Origin of the sequence: Gluconobacter sp. P5H9_a, assembly GCF_018812085.1 — a bacterium.
GTDB lineage: Bacteria > Pseudomonadota > Alphaproteobacteria > Acetobacterales > Acetobacteraceae > Gluconobacter.
The window spans coordinates 1-21,206 of the sequence record NZ_JACRVW010000021.1 but is presented as its reverse complement, the minus strand read 5'-3'; the positions used below and the strand labels follow the sequence as shown (position 1 = coordinate 21,206).

Genomic DNA, 21,206 nt, shown 5'->3' with positions numbered 1-21,206 from the left:
TTGGGCGTCTGCATGGAAAATACCCGTCAGGCAGGAGGGGAAGATTGGAGGCGGGAGATATGGTCACACAAAGTCTGGATCAGCAGCTCTTCTGGCCCCTGAGCCGTCTGGTGACGTGTGGCCGCAATGAAATCGACATTCGGGATGCGCGGCAGGGAGGGCATTTCGCAAAGGGAAAGCCCATCAGACTCTCGCAGAAACCCAGGCTGCGCCGTAATGCCGTATCCTGCACGGACAGCGGCCAGAATTGCGCTCAGATTGCCGCTGGTGAAGGCGATGTGCCAGGGGAGTTCGGCACGGTTCAGGGCTTCGATTGCAAGGCGCCGGGTGACGCTGCCTTCCGGGAACGTCACCAGTGGAATGGACTGGCTTTCTGTGAATGGTGTTTGCGCTGGGCCAAACCACCGTAACTCTTCGGTCCAGAGCTTTTGACCATGCGTTTCGGAAGAGCGCCGCATACCGCAGAGCAGATCAATTTCGTCATTGTCCAGAAGGCGCGTCAGGGACGCACTGAGCCCGACTGTCATTGTGATCTGAAGAGACGGATGGGCAGCGCGAAAGACACCCAGAATTTCCGGGAAACGCGTTAAGAGCAGGTCTTCCGTTACCCCCAGCCGTATGGTGCCGCGCGGTGTACCATCCCGAAAATAGGCAAACAGACTGTCTTCAACCTGCAGAAGGCGTTGCCCTAATGAGACGAGGGCCGTGCCGTTTTCCGTGAGGCGGACGGTCTTGGTGCTGCGTGCCAGGAGACGGGTGCCCAGTTGCTCTTCCAGTCGGCTGACATGCTGGCTGATGGTCGACTGACTGACACCCAGCATCTGAGCGGCAGACGTGAAATGCAGAGTTTCTGCGACCGCCAAAAACGACTGAAGATGCATGGGATCAAGGTGGGTTTGATCTTTCATGCGAATATGTGGGGTGAGTTTTATCACGAGGTCAACTTGATCTGGTCCCGTTATGAGCGCAAACTTTATCCAAGATTGTACGTCCTTCTGGCGGAGACAAAATGACAGCCCACGGAGCCCGTGCCGTTCAACGGTGCCGCATTCTCGTTGAACCTCCATTCAGCGAGACGGCTGGTAGCCTTTTCCGTTACTGGCTCGGAACATCTTATCGGCATACCCTCGCTCAGGTCCAGATCTGGATGGAAGAAGCGGGTATGGATGTGCGAACGGATGCCGTGGGTAATCTGGTTGGTCGCTATGAGGGCACGAACCCAAAGGCCCCGGTTCTCCTGATTGGTTCGCATCTTGATACGGTGCGGAATGGGGGAGCTTTTGACGGCAACCTCGGGGTGATGCTGGGAATCGAGCTGGTTGCAGCCTTGAAGGAACAGGACACACGCTTTCCATTCTCGATCGAGGTTATTGGGTTTGGTGACGAGGAGGGATCCCGGTTTCCTGTTCCCATGATCTGCTCCCGAACGATGACGGGGGAGATCAGTGCCGTTCCTCAGGGCGTAACGGATTCTCAAGGCATGACGGTTGCCGACGCGATGCTGGCATATGGTCTGGACCCGTCGCAGCTAAAGAATGCAACGCGCCGACCAGAGGATATCCTGGCGTTTATCGAGCCGCATATCGAACAGGGCCCTTGTCTGGAAGCTGCGGATGAGCCCTTGGGCGTCGTGACCGCGATTGCTGCCCAGACCCGCCAGCGCGTCATGGTCAAGGGGCAGGCCGATCATGCTGGTACTACGCCAATGACCTTGCGCCGCGACGCACTAGCTGGGGCCGCAGAGATGATGCTGGCTGTGGAAAAGCGTGGAGTGAACGGCGCCGGAAACCTCGTCGCAACGGTTGGACAGATGGAAGTGACGCCCAACACGTCTAACGTCATTCCCGGAGATGTCTGGTTTTCACTGGATATGCGTGCAGGCTCCAATGAACTCCGTGATGCGCTGGCGGAGGGCATCAGGTCCGATATTCGGGACATTGCGAACCGGCGCGGACTAGAGGTTTCCTTTACAGCTCCACAGAAATTGGCAGCGGCTGCCTGCTCCCCAGGGATCATTGAACGGTTCGCTTCGGCTGTTGAAACGGTGACAGGGCGTTCCGCCCCACGGCTTCTCAGTGGCGCCGGGCACGACAGCATGGCTATGGCAGGCTTCTGCCCGATGGGTATGCTGTTTATTCGCAGTCCGGGTGGCCTGAGCCATCATCCAGATGAGACGGTGCTTGTGGAAGATGTTGAACTCGCCCATCGCGCCCTGCTCGCTTTCGTCAAGGAATATCAGTCATGACTTCGTCTTTTGCTCAAATTGATCCGCCGTCGCGCCTGCTGATGGGTGCAGGGCCTGCCAATGTGCACCCACGCATTCTGCGAGCTATGGCAACGGACGTCATTGGCCAGATGGACCCGGAAATGACGGCTTACATGGATGAAACCATGGCGCTGTACCGGGAAGTCTTTCAGACAAAAAACCACTGGACGCTGCTGATCAACGGTTCTGCCCGCTCGGCCATTGAGGCTGCTCTGGTTTCGCTGGTTTCTCCGGGTATGAAGGTGCTTATCCCGCGGATCGGGCGCTTTGGTCTTCTGCTGACAGAGATTGTTCACCGGTGTGGTGGCATTCCCTGCCCCGTAGATGTTGAGTGGGGGCAGGTCGTTGATCCGGCTGCCATTGAAGCTGCCATCATCGAACACAAGCCTGGCCTTGTCGCGACCGTGCACGGTGACACGTCCACCACGACTGCGCAGCCTCTTGCTGAAATTGGTGCGATCTGTCGCCGTCATAATGTCCTTCTGTATGTCGATGCGACTGCGACGCTGGGTGGCATGGAATTCAAGACGGACGCCTGGAACATCGATGTCGCCACCGCTGGGCTTCAGAAATGCCTGGGTGGACCGCCGGGTTCTGCGCCGATCACGCTATCGGATCGTGCCGTGAAGGCCATCCTGCGTCGGCGCCATGATGAGGCGGGTATTGCTACGGGCCAGCCGCAGGGCGAGGGGCCGGTAATTCAGTCGAATTACTTCGATCTGGCGATGCTCATGAATTACTGGTCTCCGGCACGGATGAACCACCACACCGAAGCGACGTCCATGCTTTATGCGTCCCGCGAGGCTGCTCGGATCGTGGTTGAGGAAGGTGTGGATGCTCGTGTCGCACGTCATACGCGTGCTGGACGGGCCATGGTGGCCGGTCTGCGGGCGATGGGGCTGCGCGTCTATGGCGACGATGCTACGCGGATGACCAATGTGACTGGCGTATGGGTTCCGGAAGGGGTTGATAATGCCCGTGTTCGCGAGTTGATGCGCAAGGACTTTGAAATCGAGATCGTCTCGTCTTTCGGTCCACTGACCGGCAAGATCTGGCGTATTGGCGCTATGGGTGTAAATGCGCAGAAGCACAAGGTTCTGCTGACCCTGGCTGCGTTTGAGGCTGTTCTTGCAGGCGAGGGTGTCAGTCTGCCGCGTGGCGCTGGAGTTGATGCTGCCCGTGCCGTTTGGGATGCAACCTGAAGAATTTATTACTCAGATTGGGCCGGATTTAATCTTTCGGGTGATTTTTCCGGCCTGACCCACTTTTCTTGCCGCCGCCACTTTCTTTGTTGACGGTCGCCCAAGCACGGCTTTCGGCTTCGTTCTTTGAGACGCCGTGCTTTTCGTAGTTTTCTTCAATATGTTCAGCCTGACGTTTTTGTTTGTCCGTGTAGGCTGATTTGTCTCCACGCGGCATGGTCTGTCCTCCTGAAAACAAGGTGTATGACGCCTTTACGCGTTAGCGTGGTTGGAGTTTTGCTTGATTGTGCTGTCAGATGTGACGTTTTCATAGAATGTAAGATGGTTTTCTTTCATTAAGGGCTTGCCAAGCTCAAAAGCGTTAGTTAAAACGCGCCCACCTCGATGGATGCGCCGGTGTAGCTCAGCTGGTAGAGCACGTCATTCGTAATGATGGGGTCGGGAGTTCGAATCTCTTCTCCGGCACCATCGAGGTATTTTCCTTAAAATAGATCAGGCTACCAGGCACACAGTTCCAGTATGCAGACGGGCTTTGATGTCTGGTTTTTGTCAGATTATTGCCAGAAAGTTTTCTGGCTCTGGGCAAATGCTGTAAAATAGGTCTACCATTCGGCATCAGATCCTGATGCGTGGGCCACGTTGTGCTGGCTGCACTGTCTTATGGCGGCTCCATGCGTTAGGTTAGGAGCGTCATGACTGACCGTTTTCATAAACGTCTTTGGCAGAATGCCGTCAATCTTTCCCGGAGCCCGCAGCGGCCACGTGCGGCGTTGCATGTCGTGGAAGGTCTGCACGAATGCTCTGTCTGTGGGTTGTTCCAGAGAGTTCCGGAACTCAAGCCGGGTTTCTTGGCTGAGTGCGAGCGATGTGGTGCGCAGATTGTGCGGCGACGCAAGACCTCTGTCATCGGAGCGCCCGCCGCTTTCTGTGTGGCTTCAGCAGCGCTCTATATTGCTCTTTTGATCAGCCCCCTCATGACGCTAAATGTCTATGGGCGTGAGAACACGGTTGCCCTGATGTCTGGTCCTATCGAGCTGGCACATCAGGGCTACAACACCATGTCTTTCTTGGTTGGACTGACAACTCTGGCCATGCCGGGGATTGTCATTGCTCTGATGGGAGCTGTGCTGTACGGCGCATCTCGTCCTCACATGCCGGATTGGACCCCAAGACTTTTGACCTGGTATGACCGCCTTCGGGGTTGGTCCATGGTGGAAGTCTATGTCCTGGGCGTTCTGGTTGCCTATACCAAGCTGGTTGATCTTGCTCTCGTTGATTTGCAGCCAGGGGTATACCTGCTGGGTGGCCTGATGCTGACGATGGCTGCCATGGATTCCACCTTTGATGATGACCTCATTTGGAATAACCGCGATTTGCGGAAGAGGGTGGATGGTCATCGCGGGCGTGTTCTGGATGTCGCCCATCTGGATGCCCATGAAGACGCGCTTCCTCCTGTTGAGCACATGCTCTCCTGTCACGCATGCGGACTGGTGGTTGCCTTCGATCACCCTGTCTTGCAGGAGGCTGATATGGGAGACTGTCCGCGGTGTGACCAGATTCTGCGGCGGCGTAAAAGGCAGAGCCTCGCATCGGCAACCTGTCTCCTGATTGCAGGCGTTATTTTTTACATCCCGGCCAACATGTTGCCGGTCATGACCTACACAAAGGTAGGCTCGGGAGCGCCCAGCACAATTATCAGTGGTGTTATCGAGCTGTGGCAGGCTGGGATGGTGCCTCTGGCCCTGCTGGTTCTGTTCGCCAGCATTACCGTTCCGGTGCTGAAAATTCTGGCCCTGAGCTTTATGATCATCAGCACAAAGCTGCGATCCCGGTGGCAGTTGCCACTGCTTGGGAAGCTTTATCGCATGGTGGACATTATTGGACGTTGGTCGATGATCGACGTTTTTATGATCTCTATTCTCTGTGCGGTCGTACACTTTGCGTTTCTGGCCAATGTCGCTGCCGATCCCGGAATGATCTGCTTTGCACTGGTCGTGATCCTGACCATTTTTGCCGTTGAACTGTTTGACCCTCGGTCAATGTGGGATGCGGCCGGTCTGAACAGCTCCGTCCCCACGGATGCGGCGGGCCGTACTCTTCCTGACACGCGGGCACCTGATGGCCCCGTTCCTTCTTCTGATACCTCTCATATGGAGCCTGAAAGCGCGTGAGCGATTCCCGAAATGATCGCGGGCAGCAGCCGGCCTTTCCGGAGGAAGCTCCGGTACGCCGGACCCGCTTCTCCCTGATCCTGCTAATTCCGGTTCTGGCCATTCTGATTTCTGGCTGGCTGGCCTGGAAGCATTTTGCCACGCGTGGACCCGAAATCACGATTACCTTTGATACAGCGGATGGCCTGACTCCCGGCCAGACGCAGGTCAAGAACAAGGCCGTGACGTTGGGTACGGTCCAGGAAATTACCCTGAGCCGTGACATGCGCCATGTGAGCGTCAAGGTTCAGATGAACGCAAATAGTGCTCATATCCTGACGGACAGCACACGCTTCTGGGTCGTGCGGCCACGTATTAACGGTGCAAGCATTACCGGGCTCGATACACTGATTTCCGGTGCCTATATTGCCATTGATCCTGGAACATCCGGACAGCACTATCAAACCGAATTCCGCGGTCTTGAAGCTGCTCCTGGCGTTCGTTCTGATCAGCCTGGAACAACATTCTGGCTTGTGTCGCCAGCTCTAGGCTCACTGGGCGAGGGAGCTCCTGTCTTCTTCCGGGATGTGCCTGTGGGTGATGTGCTCGGTTATACCATGCCGCCAGGCGGCGAGGGGCCGATCGTTGTGCAGGTCTTCATCAAGGCTCCATATGACCACTACCTGCGGACCGACAGCCGCTTCTGGAATGTCTCGGGTATTCAGGTTGGGCTTGGTGCGGGTGGTCTGAAGGTTCAGATGCAGTCGCTGCAAGCGCTGTTTTCCGGCGGTGTGGCGTTTGGCCTGCCGGATAACCGAAATGCCATTAATGCTCCGGTCGCGCCTGCAAACTCGGTTTTCAAGCTCTATACCAGTCAGGCTGATGCAGAGAGTGCCCGGTATCATCAACGTCTTCGTGTCGTGACGTATATCGATACGTCCGTGAAGGGGCTGGCTGCCGGAAGTCAGGTCAGCCTGTTTGGCTTGCAGGTTGGTACGGTTACGTCCGTAAAGCTGCAGATGCCCTCTCCGCAGGCGCACCCGAAAGTGCGTGTGGAAATGCAGATCGAGCCTGAGCGCATGATGCCGGAATGGAATGAAAGCCAGCTTGCGCGTGCCAAGGAATACCTTGCAGCGTTTGTGGCCAATGGTCTGCGCGCTTCTGTGCAAAGTGCCAGCTTCCTGACGGGTGAGTCTCTGATCGGACTACAATTCGTGAAGAACACCCCACCTGTCACCATGACGTATGAGGGTGACATAGCAGTACTGCCCAGTCAGCCAGGTGGCATGGATGGGATCATGGAATCTGTTTCCACCATCACAGACAAAATTGCCGCCATGCCGCTTACGCAGATTGGTGAGCACGTTAATGACCTGATCGCACATGCGGATGGCCGTTTGAACAGCCGCGAAGTGACGCAGTCTCTGGTAGCCTTGCGGAACTCGCTCCAAAATCTGGATGCGTTGAGCAAGAATGCCAATCAGCATCTTCCGGAGCTTATGACGGCCCTGCAAGGAACTCTGACCAACGCCCAGACTCTTCTGGGGGCCTACGGTGGAGATACGGATTTCCATCGTAGCCTTCAGGGTATGATTACACAGATGACGCAGATGGCGCGCTCGCTGCGCTTTCTGACGGATTATCTGGGACACCACCCATCAGCACTCATTACAGGCCGCAGGAACTGACCCCATGGCAAAATATTCGTCTTTTCGTATGCGCCTTTTGTCCGTGGGATGCATGGTTGGTCTATCGGCTGCTCTGGCAGCCTGTAGCAGTGACCCCACCCTTTATACGCTGTCACCCATATCTGGAGCGGCTCAGGGCGGTGGACCAGTCGTCGTAGAGGTCCGGACGCCTGTTGTCCCTTTGCGTCTCGATCGGGATACGATCGTCCGGCAAAATCGGGATTACCAGACCAAGCTGGCTACGGGTGATAGCTGGAGTGAAGCGCTTCCCGATATGATTGCTCAGACGCTCACGACTGATTTAGCGCAGCGTCTTCCGGGCACGGCGGTCGTGTCACAAGGAGATGCGGTGACAACAACCCCGACAGCTTACGTAGAGGTGACGATTCGGAACTTCGAAGCTGATTCAGCGGGGCGTGCCTATATCACGGGGGCAGTGTCTGTTCACCCTGCGCAAAAAATGATTGGTCCCGTTCTGGCTGAATCGTTTGCTTGGCAATCTCCGGAGAGCTCGCAGCGCGATACCGGTAAGCTGGTAGCGTCTCTGAGCCAGGGTTTGTCAGCACTCGCAGATCATGCCGCGTCCCGACTGCGCTCACTCTCCCCTTCAAGCCGGTAAGAGGGCACATTCGAGGCAATAAAAAAGGCTCCCGTCTGGGAGCCTTTTTTATTCATATGGCCTCAACAGAAGAGATTAGAGCTTCTCAACCTGCGTGAAGTCCAGATCCACTGGGGTCGAACGACCGAAGATGGAAACGCTGACCTTGAGGCGCTGACGTTCTTCGTCGACTTCTTCGATCATGCCCGTAAAGGATGTGAACGGGCCGTCAGCAACGCGGATCTGCTCGCCGATCTCGAAGGTGAGGGCAGAACGTGGACGTTCCACACCTTCCTGAGCCTGCTTCATGATCCGGTCTGCTTCTGCAGCCGTAATCGGGGTTGGGCGATTGCGCGTTCCCAGAAAGCCGGTGACCTTGGGGGTATCCTTGACGAGATGCCATGCATCATCCGTCAGTTCCATCTTCACAAGAACGTAGCCGGGGAAGAACTTGCGCTCTGAATTGACCTTACGGCCCCGGCGCATTTCCGTCACGTCTTCGGATGGGACAAGGATCTGCTCGAAATGGTCAGATAAGCCCTTCTGTGCAGCCTGCTCCTGAATGTGGCTCGCGATCTTTTTCTCGAACCCGGAATAGACATGCACAACATACCAACGTTTTGCCATGCTGCGGACCTAGCCTCCAACGCCAAACAGCTCGCGGACGCCCAGGCCAATGACCTGATCCACGATGAAGAAGAAGATGCAGGTCACGGTAACCATGGCAAGCACCGCACCCGTCGTAATGAGGGTGTTACGACGTGTAGGCCACGTAACCCGCTTTGCTTCGTTGCGCACGTCCTTGATGTACGTGCCCAGATTGAAGCCGGATCCGTTTTTATGAGGCGCTGTCTTACGCGACTCGTCTTTCGGGGTAGTGACCGACACCATCGTCCTCGAATCAAATGAAAATCCGCGTCCCGGTGCCGGAAAAGCTATCCGGTAAAGCGGGGTGGCAGGGGCGGAGGGTCTCGAACCCACAACCTTCGGTTTTGGAGACCGACGCTCTAGCCAATTGAGCTACGCCCCTATCATCGGGGGTACCACACGGAATGCGATACACCAACGACAGTGGGGCGGAAAAGATAATGTTCAGGGATGAAAGTCAAGTACCCATAAGCACCTAGGTTCATATTTTTCATTTCTGGCATTCCCCCTCTTGCGAGGATGCGAAGGAATGGAGTATGACACCGGCAACCTAAGGGCGGGCGTAGCATAGTGGTAATGCAGTAGCCTTCCAAGCTTCTGAGGAGGGTTCGATTCCCTTCGCCCGCTCCAGTAGGTTTCCCAAAAAATCTGATCCAAGCGACTAACAGAGCTGGGTATTTCGTATGTGCCTTTTCTGCTCTGCTAAATGTCTGGCCGCAGTTCCTGTGAGCTGATTGCATACTCCGCAACTCTCTTGCTCGATGACGGCATTTTAACCCTGCCTCAACACAGTCTCCAATGATTGTGAAGCACTTCCGCAAAATTGTAGAAATTCTGAGCTCTCCCTGACAGCAGCAGGCTGGCATGCGCGCTACTGTTTTTTGGGAATGAAGAATTTGCCTGCAAAGAGCAGTGTTACGCTGAAAAATTTAGTTGTGCGGTAAGGTTGTAGCTCTGCCTCGGTTGCACTGGATCATGGGGACGTGCTAGAGGCGGCGCCAAGTGGAGGACCGGGTTCAGACGAATCCTGCGTAGGGTCGTGTGTGCCTGAATCCCAACGGATTTGGAAGCAAGGGACCGGATAAGCCGGTTCCGGCCGCATCCTGCGGCGGAAAAGTGAGACGGAACACGCGTGTGACGGTGACACAGGTGCCGCAGATGGGACCCACAGGTGGCTTGGCTCAACGCTATGCCCGAGCGCTTTACGATTATGCCTCAGAGCAGGGAGCGCTTTCTGATGTGCTGGCTCAGGTTCGGGGACTTCGCGATGCGATTTCCCAGAGTGCTGACCTGCGGACGTTCCTTGCGGACTCCCGCCTTGATGCACATCGCTCAAGCAAGGTTGCTGGTGCCCTGACCGAGAAACTCGGTTTCGGAGATGCCGTCCGTCGCTTCGTCGGCGTGATTGCTGCTAACCACCGTCTTGCTGATCTCGCTTCTATTCTGGACGGCGTGCTGGCCCTTGATGCGAGCCTCCGCGGCGAAACCGTTGCAGAAATCCGCTCCGCTCAGCCTCTTACCGACATGCAGCGCAGCCAGCTTCAGGGCCGTCTGGCCGAAGCGGGTTACAGCCGCGTGTCCATGATCGAACGTACAGATGCCTCCCTGATTGGCGGCATGACTGTACGTGTCGGTTCTACATTGTTTGATACTTCGATCGCCGGGCGCCTGACTCGCCTGCAGAACGCCATGAAGGGAGCCGCGTGATGGATATCCGTCCCGCTGAGATTTCGGACATCCTCAAGCAGCAGATCGCGTCTTTCGACAAGGTCGAGACCGTTTCCGAGACGGGCACGGTCCTGTCGATTGGCGACGGCATTGCTCGCGTTTACGGCCTGACAAACGTCATGGCTGGCGAAATGGTCGAGTTTGAAGGCTCTGGCCTCAAGGGCATGGCGCTGAACCTCGAAGCCGACAACGTCGGTATCGTGATTTTCGGTGATGGCGACGAAATCCGTGAAGGTGACACGGTTCTTCGCACGAAGTCCGTTGTTGAAGTTCCGGTTGGCAAGGGGCTCCTTGGTCGCGTTGTTGACGGCCTTGGTAACCCGATCGACGGTCGTGGCCCGCTGACGGACGTCGAATATCGCCGCGCTGAAGTGAAGGCTCCGGGCATCATGCCGCGTCAGTCGGTTAGCGAACCGATGCAGACGGGTATCAAGGCCATTGACGCTCTGGTGCCGATTGGACGTGGCCAGCGTGAGCTGATTATTGGTGACCGTCAGACCGGTAAGACGGCGATCCTGGTTGACACCATTGTGGCCCAGAAGCCAGTCAATGCTGAAGGCGACCCGAAGAAGTCTCTTTACTGCATTTATGTTGCAGTTGGTCAGAAGCGCTCCACGGTTGCAAACCTGGTTCGTACGCTGACGGAGCAGGGCGCGATGGAATATTCCATCGTTGTTGCTGCCACGGCTTCTGATGCTGCACCAATGCAGTATCTGGCTCCCTACACAGCTTGCGCCATGGGCGAGTACTTCCGTGACAACGGCATGCATGCTCTAGCTTGCTACGACGACCTGTCGAAGCAGGCTGTTGCATACCGTCAGATGTCACTGCTGCTTCGCCGTCCGCCGGCACGTGAAGCTTTCCCAGGTGACGTGTTCTATCTGCACTCCCGTCTTCTCGAGCGTGCAGCCAAGATGTCTGATGCCAACGGCGGCGGCTCTCTGACGGCTCTGCCAGTCATCGAGACGCAGGCTGGTGACACGGCTGCATACATCCCGACCAACGTGATTTCCATCACCGACGGTCAGATCTTCCTTGAGACGGACCTGTTCTATAAGGGTATCCGTCCGGCTGTGAACGTGGGTGGTTCTGTGTCCCGTGTGGGCTCGGCTGCTCAGATCAAGGCGATGAAGCAGGTTGCTGGCAAGATCAAGCTTGAGCTGGCTCAATATCGTGAAATGGCTGCATTCTCGCAGTTCGCTTCCGATCTTGATGCTGCAACGCGCAAGCAGCTTGATCGTGGTGCACGTCTGGTCGAGCTGCTGAAGCAGCCTGAGACGTCCCCGCTTCCGGTTGAAGAGCAGGTTGTTGTTCTTTTCGCGGGTACCCGTGGATATGTTGATCCGATCGCCGTGGATAAGGTTGTGGCCTACGAGGCTGCACTGCTGACGGAAATGCGTGGCGCTGGCGCTGGCATTCTGACGGCCATCCGCAACGATCGCCAGATCAAGCCGGAGACGGAAGGCAAGCTCAAGGAGCTGCTCGAAGCTTTCGGTAAGCGCTTTGCAGCCTGAGGATAGTCCATGGCTTCGCTGAAGGAACTGCGCGGTCGGATCACGGGCGTCAAATCGACGCGCAAGATCACGAACGCCATGAAAATGGTCGCAGCATCCAAGCTGCGACGCGCCCAGTCCCAGGCTGAGGCGGCTCGTCCCTACGCCGAGGCCATGGGCCGCATGATGGCGGAACTGGCAGCGGCAAGCCGCGGCGCTGATGCGTCCAGCCTGCCGACACTGCTGGGTGGTACGGGTAAGGATCAGGTCCATCTTGTGGTGGTCCTGACTTCGGATCGTGGTCTGGCGGGTGGCTTTAACGCCAACATCGTTCGGAGTGCGCGTCAGCTGATCCGCACGCTGCGGGATGAGGGTCGGACAGTGCGTCTTCTGCCGGTTGGCCGTAAGGGTGCTGATATTCTTGCAAAGGAATATCCGGATCTGGTGGTTGAGCGCGTGGCAGGGACGGAAGGCCGTGACGTCGGTTTCGACAAGGCTGAGTATGTGGGCAAGAAGATTGTCGCCATGCTTGAAGCCGGCGAAATTGATCGCTGCACGCTGATCTACAACCGCTTCGTCAACGCGATGACGCAGATTGCCATCCAGCTTCCGCTGGTGCCTCTGTCCGTCGCGGAAAATGACAATGCGGCGCCTGCCGAGGCTGCCCAATACGAATTCGAGCCCGATGAGGCTACGCTCCTGGCCAATCTTCTGCCACGCAATCTTCAGGTGCAAATTTTCTCTGCCCTGCTGGAGAGTGCAGCAGGTGAGCAAGGTGCACGGATGACGGCTATGGACAACGCGAGCCGGAATGCCAGCAAGGCAATCGACCGTCTGTCCCAGAAGTACAACCGTACGCGCCAGGCCAACATTACCAATGAACTGATCGAGATCATCTCCGGCGCAGAAGCCGTTTGAGATCACGCAGGAGACGAACCGATGTCTGAGACTCTTAACCCTTCTGCCCCGGCTGCAAATAACGTCGTCGGCCGTGTCACGCAGGTGCGTGGCCCGGTTGTTGACGTGCAGTTCGAAGGCGATCTTCCGTTTATCCTGAACGCCCTTCATGTTCAGAACGGCGATCACACGCTTGTTCTGGAAGTTGCACAGGAAATCGGTGAGCGTCAGGTCCGCTGCATTGCCATGGACACGACGGACGGCCTGAGCCGTGGCGCTGAAGTCCGTGACACTGGCAAGCAGATCATGGTTCCGGTTGGCCCGGCTACACTTGGTCGTATCCTGAACGTCATTGGCGAAGCCATTGACGAACGTGGTCCGATCGTTAGCGACAAGTATTTCCCGATCCATCGCAAGGCTCCGTCCTTCGAGGAGCAGGCTGCTGCGTCCGAAATTCTCGTAACAGGCATCAAGGTCGTTGACCTTCTTTGCCCGTACCTGAAGGGCGGCAAGATTGGCCTGTTCGGTGGCGCAGGCGTTGGCAAGACCGTTATTATTCAGGAACTCATCAATAACATCGCGAAGGCACACGGTGGTGTGTCCGTGTTCGCAGGTGTAGGTGAGCGTACCCGTGAAGGTAACGACCTGTATTTCGAAATGCAGGACGCTGGCGTTATCAAGATCGCTGAAGACGGTTCCACGGAAGGCTCCAAGGTTGCTCTGGTCTATGGCCAGATGAACGAGCCGCCGGGAGCACGTGCCCGCGTTGCTCTGACGGGTCTGTCACTCGCAGAATACTTCCGTGACGAAGAAGGTCAGGACGTTCTGTTCTTCGTGGACAACATCTTCCGCTTCACGCAGGCTGGTTCGGAAGTGTCCGCTCTGCTGGGCCGTATTCCTTCCGCCGTGGGCTATCAGCCGACGCTGGCAACGGAAATGGGTGCCCTTCAGGAGCGCATCACGTCCACCAAGAAGGGCTCCATCACGTCCGTTCAGGCCGTGTATGTTCCTGCTGACGATCTGACCGATCCGGCGCCTGCTGCGACCTTTGCTCACCTTGATGCCACGACGGTGCTGAACCGTTCGATCGCAGAAATGGGCATCTACCCGGCTGTTGACCCGCTGGACTCCACGTCCCGCTCGCTTGACCCGAAGATCGTCGGTCAGGAACACTACGACATCGCTCGTAAGGTTCAGCAGACGCTTCAGACCTACAAGGGTCTGCAGGACATCATCGCGATCCTGGGCATGGATGAGCTGTCTGAAGAAGACAAGAAGATCGTTGGCCGTGCACGTCGCATCCAGCGCTTCCTGTCCCAGCCGTTCCATGTGGCTGAAGTGTTCACGGGCGCACCTGGCAAGCTGGTTGCTCTGGAAGACACGATTCGTTCCTTCAAGGCCGTTGTAAACGGTGAATACGATCACCTGCCAGAAGGCGCGTTCTACATGGTTGGCGACATTGACGAGGCCATCGCCAAGGCCGAGAAGATGAAGCAGGAGGCCTGATCCTGATGCCCCTACGCATCGAGATCGTCAGCCCGGAAAAGCGCCTTGTTGACCGTCAGGTCGACATGGCGGTGGTCCCGGGCATGGAGGGCGATATTGCAGCCATGCCGGACCGTGCACCGCTGATGCTTCAGCTGCGTGGTGGCGTCGTGGCCCTGTATGAAGGCGACAAGATCGTCGACCGTTATTTCGTGGGCGGTGGTTTCGCAGATATGGGCGCAGAGCACTGCACCATTCTGGCAGATTCTGCTCAGCTCATGAGCGAGCTGTCTGCGGATGATGCCCGTGATCGTCTGCGGGATCTGGAAACCACATGGGCCCAGATCGAGCCGAACGATACTGATGCGCATGACCGTCTCAGCCGTGAAATCCAGAGCGTTCGCGCTGAACTGGAAGCTGTTGAAGGTCCTGCTTCAGTCTGAGGCTGAACGCAGCATCTATGAAAACAGGAAGAACCCACCCGGTCAGTTGACTGGGTGGGTTTTTCTTTGTCCGCAAGCTTCCTGTATGCTGCCGTCCAGACTTTACCAAGTGATGGTGGCGCGTAATGACGGACTCTTCCCCTGACACTGAAATTATGTCCGAGGGCGTTGATCTCGCCTTTGGAGAAGCAATCGAATGTGTAGGGGACGTAGTAGAGGCAGAGCGGGAAGAAGGTGCGCCACCTGAACCGATTGCAGAAGATATCGTCGCGCTGACAGTTGTCGTCCGGGAGAGCGTCAGTAGTGCTCTCTGGGAAAACAGCGTCCCAGTTTTGCTTGAGCTTGCGGTTCGTAATCTTGCAGATCGGGATCTCTCAGATGTTGAGATTACGCTGCATTCCAAGCCCAGTGTGCTCCGAACAACCTCCTGGCGAATTCAGTCTCTCGGAATGGGACAGTTTCGGGCGTTAGAGCGCCTCGATGTGGAACTGGATGGCGCCTATCTCGCCTCGCTGAGTGAAGCAGCGCGCGCTGAAGTTCATTTTACAGTCTCGGAGGTACAGCCCCATGGTGCGCGGGCGACGCTTCTCGAACGCGTTCTTCCTCTGACTGTCCGCTGCCGGAGCGAATGGGGCGGATTACAGGGGCTGCCCGATCTGCTTGCTGCCTTCGTTCTACCGAATGATCCTGCTGTCGCAAAAATTCTCCGTTCAGCTTCTCTTCTTCTACAGGAGGCCGGCCACAGTGGCTCATTGGAGGGATACCAAGGCGGTCGAAAGCGGGCGTGGGAACAGGCACAAGCGATCTGGTGCGCAATCGCTGGCTTGAACATTACGTATGTCAGTCCCCCGGCTTCTTTTGTGGAGGCTGGCCAAAGGGTGCGTCTTCCCACTCAGATTGTGGAAGACCGACTGGCGACTTGCCTGGATACAGCCTTACTGTTTGCGTCCTGTCTTGAAGCTGTTGGTTTGCGGCCATTACTGATCATGCTCAAAGGTCATGCTTTTACCGGGCTTTGGCTGTCTCGGGAGCAGTCTGGAACCTCAATCATTCAGGATCTGCCTGGACTGCGGAACAGGGTAGCCCTTGATGATGTCTGTGTGTTCGAGACAACGCTTGTAACTGCAGCGTCTTGCCCGGATTTCGCAAAAGCCTGTGAGCGTGGGCTTGCCCAGCTTCAGGATGACGGTGAAGAGTCGAAATTTGAAGAGGTCATAGACGTCCACCGTGCCCGACTGCGCCGCATTCGGCCGTTGTCATCGCTTTTGCCTAATACTGACCCGGCCGAGAGCGATGACGTGGCGACCTCTGCCACGCCTCGGCTGAAAGCAGCGCCGGATCTTCGGGAAGAACTCGGAGACCATGAAAACGAAGAGACACCGGAATCCCGTTTGGATCGCTGGTGTAAACGGCTACTGGATATTTCAGGCCGAAGCCGCCTTCTGAACCTGCCACGCTCTGAGAAGCAGATCATCGAGATCTGCTGTGCAGATCCGGGAAGGTTGGAAGACCGTCTGGCAGAAATGCGGGGAGGGGAACGGAAACCAGCGCTCAGGCTGCGAGCTCGTCCCGAACTGATGGATGGGTCTGACCCGAGGAGTGCTGTGCTCCATCAACAGCGTCATCATGACGATCAGCACAGGGCTATTGCTGCGGAGGCTTTGGAGCACGGTGAACTGCTGGTTGCCCGGGATGAAGCTGGCTTACAGTCCGCTCTTACAGAAATCTATCGCAAGGCTCGTGCGGCTGCGCAGGAGGGAGGGGCAAACACACTTTTCCTGACTCTGGGAGAGCTTGTGTGGGAACCTCGGGGGCGGGATCGCAAAGCGAGAGCCCCTTTGATTTTAGTTCCAGTTATTCTGGAGCGTAGCAGTATTAACGCTCCATTCCGGTTGCGCGCCCATACCGATGAAAATCAGGTGAATGGCAGTCTGCTGGAAGTTCTTCGACAGGATTTCGCCATGCGGTTTCCTGAACTTGAAGGAGAGCTTCCTCAGGATGAGGCTGGTTTGGACGTTGCGCGCATCTTTGACATTTTCCGCGCAAAAATCCGTCAGCTCCCGCAATGGGAAGTGCAAGAACGTGTCAGCCTGACGACCCTCTCTTTCGCTAAGTTCCTCATGTGGAAGGATTTGCAGGAAAGACGGGACGCGCTGCGTATTAACCCGGTTGCCAGTCGTCTTCTGGATGGGGTTTCAGAATCTGATGACACTGGAAGTGGTTTCCCCACGGCTTTGTTTGAGGGACAGAAATCGCTGGATAACGCTCTGGACGAGGCTTCCCTGCTTTGTCCCATGGAAGCTGACTCGTCCCAATTGACCGCCGTAGCCCGGGCGGCAGCGGGTGAAAATTTTGTCCTGATCGGTCCGCCGGGAACCGGCAAAAGTCAGACGATTGCTAATATCATCGCTGATACGCTGGGACGGGGTAAGACGGTCCTTTTCGTCGCAGAAAAGAGAACTGCGCTGGAAGTCGTGCGGAATCGTCTGCGTTCTGTAGGGCTGAGTGAGTTCTGCCTGGATCTGTTTTCGCCTCAGGCTGGGCGCGGCGCAGTGCTGGAACAGTTTCAGCAGGTTCAACTGGTCAGGGAAGAGTTTTCAACAGCGGAATGGACCTCGGCCCAAAGCCGTCTGATGGCAGTCCGCCAGGATCTGAATGCCTATGTTCAGGATCTGCATAAGTGGTGGAACAACGGATGGACTCCCTATCAGGCTATAGGCGTGGTTCTGGAGGCCGATCGTAACGGCACTTATCCGCTTGCTCTGAAATGGTCGGCTCCAGACGCCCATGCTGAAACAGACTGGGAGTCGCTCAGGAATGCGGCCAGTCTGTTGGCGGGGCTTTATGAGCGCTTCGGGCGGGATGCTCTGTCGCCTCAGTTGTCGGGAATAGAGCAGGAAGAGTGGACGTCTCGCTGGCAGGATCAGATTCTTCAGCAGAGTGAGGCTTTGAGAGGGCAGATCGATGCGTTGTCTCAAGCAACGGATGATCTGTGCTACGTACTGGGTCTGACTGGCACTGACCGATCATTGGCTCAACTCCATCGACTGCAGTCGTTCTGTGCTCTGTTGTATCGACCGGAAGCGGCCTGGGGAGCGTGGGCCCTTTCCGAAGATGCGCAGGACAAGGCTCAGGTTGTTCTTGCAGAAAAAGAACGGATTGCACGTCATTGCACTCTGGAGCAGGGGCTGGCTGTGCGTTGGAGTGATGCGAAAACACTCCCGTTGGAAGACTTGCATCGTGAGTGGAAGGACTCCGAAGACAAATGGCTTCTTTCGCGCAGGAGTGCTCAGAAAGCTGTACGCCGCCGACTTGAAGCGAGTGCGAAAAGCGTCTTACCGGACGACTTGAGTGATGAGCTGTCCCGGCTTCTGGAGCTGTCTGCGCTGGAACGCGACCTGAAGGGAGCCCCTCACAGAGAGGTTGTCGGTTCTCTCTGGAGTGATGTGACGACCGATTTTGAAAAAATCGAAGCTGCTCTGCTCTGGGGAACTGAGATTCGCACGGCATTGGCAAGCTGCGTCCCGGATCTCGCAGGATTGCTCTCTGTGAGACGGCAAATCCGGGAGCTGCTTACAGAAGGGCGCGATCTTCTTGCAGAGAGTGGGCCGGTAGGTCTGAAAATTACGGGGTTCAGGAAGGCACTTTCGGCTGCTGAGGAAAGCCTGAGTCTTTTGGCCGAACTGGCGGGAAGTCCTCTTCTTGCAATCGAGCCAGATGGCGAAGACTGGCTGCTGCGTTTGTCTCAACGTCTGACCTGCTGGCTTGAGCAGGGTAAAAATCTGCGCGACTGGTGTGCGTGGCGAAAGGCCTGTCACACAGCTGAGCGTCTGGGATTGGGTCCGTTAGTAGAGGCGCTTGTGGCAGAGCGCGTGGCTCCGAAAGATCTTCAATCCGTCCTGATCGCCGCTTATGCCCGATGGTGGTTGGCAGCAGCCGTTGATGAGCAGCCACGACTGCGCGGTTTTGTTGCTGCAGCGCATGAAGAACAGATCGAGCGCTTCAAGACGTGGGATGGTGATGCTGCCAGTCTGGCAGGGCGTCTGATCCGGGCAAGGCTCTCAGGTAATATTCCTGCTCAGGACGTTCGGCGGCAGGACTCACAGTATGTGATGATTCATCGTGAAGCGCAGAAGAAAGCCCGGCATATGCCGATTCGTCAGTTGGCTGCTGCTGCACCCCGGGCGGTGAGAGCGCTTACGCCCTGCTTCATGATGAGCCCTCTTTCCGTAGCGCAATATCTCCCCCCGGACAGTGAGCCGTTCGATCTGGTCATTTTCGATGAAGCCTCGCAAATCCCGACATGGGATGCCATCGGGGCCATCGGACGTGGCCGACAGGTGATCGTGGTCGGAGACCCCAAGCAGCTACCGCCGACCAGCTTCTTTGCACGAAGTGAGAATGAGGAAGAGGACGGTGAACTCTGCGATATGGAGTCCATTCTCGATGAGTGTCGTGCGGCTGGTGTGCCGGAAATTACGCTGAAATGGCACTATCGCAGCAGGCACGAGAGCCTGATCGCGTTTTCCAACAATCAGTATTATGGCGGCGATCTCATCACGTTTCCCTCGAACGTGACGCAGGATCGAGCTGTTTCTTTCCAGTTTGTGGAGGGTGGCAACTACCAGAGAGGTGGCAGCAGAACCAATCCCGCAGAGGCCAGAGCTGTTGCGGATGCGGTTGTAAGGCATTTGAAGACTGCCGGAGAGAAATCCGTTGGCGTCGTAACGTTCAACGGAGAGCAGCAGACACTGATTACTGATTTGCTGGAAAAGGCCCAGATGGAGGATTCCTCGCTGGTGCCGTTCTTTAGCGAAGAGTGCCCGGAACCCGTCCTGATTCGGAATTTGGAAAATGTGCAGGGCGAAGAGCGGGACGTGATGTTCTTTTCCCTCACCTATGCGCCGGAGCTAAAAGGGGCGCCTTACGTTTCGTTTGGTCCATTGAATCGCGCGGGCGGTGAAAGACGCCTCAACGTCGCTGTGACGCGGGCGCGTGAAAAACTAGTTGTTTTTGGTTCCCTGCGCGCTGAACAGATCGATCCGTCCAGAAGCTCTGCAGAGGGTGTACTGCATCTTCGAAAGTTCCTGACTTTTGCAGAGCATGGGGCAGGTGCACTTGCTGGTTTGCACCAGGGGTCTGTCGGAGAAGAAGAAAGCCGCTTTGAACTCGAAGTCTCGGCGTTGTTGCGTCAACGCGGATGGGATGTTCGTCCCCAGATAGGTGTCTCCCGCTTTCGGATTGATCTTGGCGTGGTGGACCCGGACATGCCCGGAAGCTTTCTTGCGGGCGTCGAGTGCGATGGCGCGACTTACCATCGTAGTGCCACCGCGCGTGATCGCGACAGACTTCGTCAGGTCGTTCTAGAAAATCTTGGTTGGGTGATTTTCCGTGTTTGGTCGACTGACTGGTGGCTGAATGCGAACCGCGAGGTGGAACGTCTGGATCAAGCCCTGAAGCTGAGATTGGAGGCCGTAAGAGAAAGTCGACTTAGTCTTCCGGTCGAGGCGCCAGATATTGAGGCCCAAGAAGTGCCGGAGACTGAAAGCGCTTTCGTGGAAGAACCGTCTCTCTATGCCGGGTTTGTCCCTCATGACACGAGTGCCATTGTGGCCGCTCCGTATATTCCGGAGGACGACAGTGAAGAGGCATTATCGGCACAGCCAGATGCAGCGCGTTTCGCAGATGATGACTATCTGCCGGTTCTGCAGTCCCTGATTCAGCAGGTTCTTTGTGAGAAGGGGGTTCTGCATGAAACGGCCCTGATCCAGAAAATTGCGAGACAACATGGTTTCGCCCGGGCGGGACGACAGATCCGGGAGCGAGTTCTCACAGCCATCCCTGATGGCGTGGGAAGAACTACCGAAGATGCTGGAACGTTCTTTTGGGAAACAGAAGACGTTGTATGCGATCCTGAGACCGTCTTGAAGAGAACCTCTGGAGAGAGTGTTGATCCTGCTCAGGTTCCGATGTCGGTTCTTGCGGCTCTGGCCAAAAAGCAGCAGGACCGGGGACTGGGAGAGGAAGAGGGTATCGGAGAGATGCGAAAAGCCTGCGGATTAGGGCGTATCGGGGCGGCGAGCAGACTGCGTTTCCACGATGCATGGCTTTCTGTGGTGGCAAACATAGAAAACTAAGGAAAAAGGGACGCCAGATGATTTTTCTGGCGTTTTTTTTGATTTTTTTAGTTTTGTTTTGTGAATGGAAAGTGTGTGTAAAGGGGAAAAGTGTAGGAAATCTGTGGGTTAGTTGTGTGGATAAGTGTCGTATGATGATTGTTTGACAGTGATGTGTGTGGGCCGTATAAGCCCGTTCACCGACGCGGCGGGGCCTTCTTCGAGGGTCTGGCCGGGGCGGTTTGAGATGATGATCTTTGAAAATTGAATATGGAATTGGAAGGGATATGTTGGCGGCGTTTTGGTGCTGCTGGTTTTGGGATTATTTTCCTGAGACCTGAGTGTCGAACGTTTAGACGCTGATGTATCTTTTTAAGATGCTTCAATTAAGCCTAACGTTTTTTCATTTGGGTTTAGAGGATTGAACCTGAGAGTTTGATCCTGGCTCAGAGCGAACGCTGGCGGCATGCTTAACACATGCAAGTCGCACGG

Annotated in this window: 14 protein-coding genes, 3 tRNA genes, 1 rRNA gene and 1 pseudogene; 14 read left to right on the top strand and 5 right to left on the bottom strand. The window is 56.2% G+C overall.

Annotation, left to right across the window (positions count from 1 at the left end):
- Positions 1 to 26: 26 nt before the first annotated feature.
- On the bottom strand, positions 27 to 908 hold the full coding sequence (locus KP708_RS14210) for a LysR family transcriptional regulator (protein WP_215751040.1): 882 nt from the start codon (positions 906 to 908) through the stop codon (positions 27 to 29).
- Positions 909 to 1,009: 101 nt separating this feature from the next.
- Here KP708_RS14210 and KP708_RS14205 point away from each other — a divergent pair, with 101 nt between their 5' ends.
- Together KP708_RS14205 and KP708_RS14200 are read left to right on the top strand one after the other, a co-directional pair.
- Entirely contained in the window at positions 1,010 to 2,245 is a 1,236-nt protein-coding gene (locus KP708_RS14205; RefSeq protein ID WP_215751039.1) for an allantoate amidohydrolase, read from the top strand.
- Positions 2,242 to 3,468, top strand: coding sequence for an alanine--glyoxylate aminotransferase family protein (locus KP708_RS14200; protein WP_215751038.1), 1,227 nt, complete (start codon positions 2,242 to 2,244; stop codon positions 3,466 to 3,468). The genes KP708_RS14205 and KP708_RS14200 overlap by 4 nt, the downstream gene beginning before the upstream one ends.
- A 49-nt stretch (positions 3,469 to 3,517) precedes the next feature.
- On the opposite strand, the pseudogene KP708_RS14195 reads toward KP708_RS14200, so the two are convergent.
- Positions 3,518 to 3,685 (bottom strand): annotated as a pseudogene (locus KP708_RS14195) (plasmid stabilization protein); the annotation flags it as partial.
- 175 nt (positions 3,686 to 3,860) lie between these two features.
- On the opposite strand from KP708_RS14195, the gene KP708_RS14190 reads away from it, so the two are divergent.
- The 4 genes from KP708_RS14190 to KP708_RS14175 all read left to right on the top strand — a co-directional run bounded on the left by KP708_RS14190 (position 3,861) and on the right by KP708_RS14175 (position 7,925).
- Positions 3,861 to 3,936 (top strand) — tRNA-Thr (locus KP708_RS14190).
- Between the two features lie 224 nt (positions 3,937 to 4,160).
- Positions 4,161 to 5,639 (top strand): paraquat-inducible protein A, encoded by a 1,479-nt coding sequence (locus KP708_RS14185; RefSeq protein WP_215751036.1) that lies wholly within the window; start codon positions 4,161 to 4,163, stop codon positions 5,637 to 5,639.
- The gene (locus KP708_RS14180; protein WP_215751035.1) at positions 5,636 to 7,306 is read left to right on the top strand and encodes an MlaD family protein; all 1,671 of its coding nucleotides are present in this window, start codon (positions 5,636 to 5,638) and stop codon (positions 7,304 to 7,306) included. Before KP708_RS14185 ends, KP708_RS14180 begins: the two co-directional genes overlap by 4 nt.
- 4 nt (positions 7,307 to 7,310) lie before the next feature.
- Positions 7,311 to 7,925 (top strand): membrane integrity-associated transporter subunit PqiC, encoded by a 615-nt coding sequence (locus KP708_RS14175; RefSeq protein ID WP_215751034.1) that lies wholly within the window; start codon positions 7,311 to 7,313, stop codon positions 7,923 to 7,925.
- 75 nt (positions 7,926 to 8,000) lie between these two features.
- Here KP708_RS14175 and nusG read toward each other — a convergent pair whose 3' ends face one another.
- From nusG to KP708_RS14160, 3 genes are all read right to left on the bottom strand, one after another.
- Positions 8,001 to 8,531, bottom strand: coding sequence for a transcription termination/antitermination protein NusG (gene nusG / locus KP708_RS14170; protein WP_046900219.1), 531 nt, complete (start codon positions 8,529 to 8,531; stop codon positions 8,001 to 8,003).
- Between the two features lie 9 nt (positions 8,532 to 8,540).
- A complete protein-coding gene (gene secE / locus KP708_RS14165) occupies positions 8,541 to 8,795 on the bottom strand; it encodes a preprotein translocase subunit SecE (protein WP_232309136.1) in 255 nt (84 codons plus the stop codon).
- A 62-nt stretch (positions 8,796 to 8,857) separates the two neighbouring features.
- Positions 8,858 to 8,934: transfer RNA gene (locus tag KP708_RS14160), tRNA-Trp, on the bottom strand.
- 174 nt (positions 8,935 to 9,108) lie between these two features.
- Here KP708_RS14160 and KP708_RS14155 point away from each other — a divergent pair.
- The 8 genes from KP708_RS14155 to KP708_RS14120 all read left to right on the top strand — a co-directional run.
- Positions 9,109 to 9,182 (top strand) — tRNA-Gly (locus KP708_RS14155).
- 504 nt (positions 9,183 to 9,686) lie between these two features.
- The gene (atpH, locus tag KP708_RS14150; protein WP_064274294.1) at positions 9,687 to 10,259 is read left to right on the top strand and encodes an ATP synthase F1 subunit delta; all 573 of its coding nucleotides are present in this window, start codon (positions 9,687 to 9,689) and stop codon (positions 10,257 to 10,259) included.
- Positions 10,259 to 11,794 (top strand): F0F1 ATP synthase subunit alpha, encoded by a 1,536-nt coding sequence (atpA, locus tag KP708_RS14145; RefSeq protein ID WP_046900218.1) that lies wholly within the window; start codon positions 10,259 to 10,261, stop codon positions 11,792 to 11,794. The genes atpH and atpA overlap by 1 nt, the downstream gene beginning before the upstream one ends.
- A 9-nt stretch (positions 11,795 to 11,803) precedes the next feature.
- Positions 11,804 to 12,691, top strand: a complete 888-nt coding sequence (locus KP708_RS14140) for a F0F1 ATP synthase subunit gamma (protein WP_046900217.1) — start codon at positions 11,804 to 11,806, stop codon at positions 12,689 to 12,691.
- A gap of 21 nt (positions 12,692 to 12,712) precedes the next feature.
- Positions 12,713 to 14,176, top strand: coding sequence for a F0F1 ATP synthase subunit beta (gene atpD, locus KP708_RS14135; protein WP_099213283.1), 1,464 nt, complete (start codon positions 12,713 to 12,715; stop codon positions 14,174 to 14,176).
- Between the two features lie 5 nt (positions 14,177 to 14,181).
- A complete protein-coding gene (gene atpC / locus KP708_RS14130) occupies positions 14,182 to 14,598 on the top strand; it encodes an ATP synthase F1 subunit epsilon (RefSeq protein WP_046900215.1) in 417 nt (138 codons plus the stop codon).
- A gap of 125 nt (positions 14,599 to 14,723) precedes the next feature.
- Positions 14,724 to 20,735, top strand: a complete 6,012-nt coding sequence (locus tag KP708_RS14125) for a DUF3320 domain-containing protein (protein ID WP_215751033.1) — start codon at positions 14,724 to 14,726, stop codon at positions 20,733 to 20,735.
- Between the two features lie 402 nt (positions 20,736 to 21,137).
- Positions 21,138 to 21,206 (top strand): 16S ribosomal RNA (locus KP708_RS14120); the annotation flags it as partial.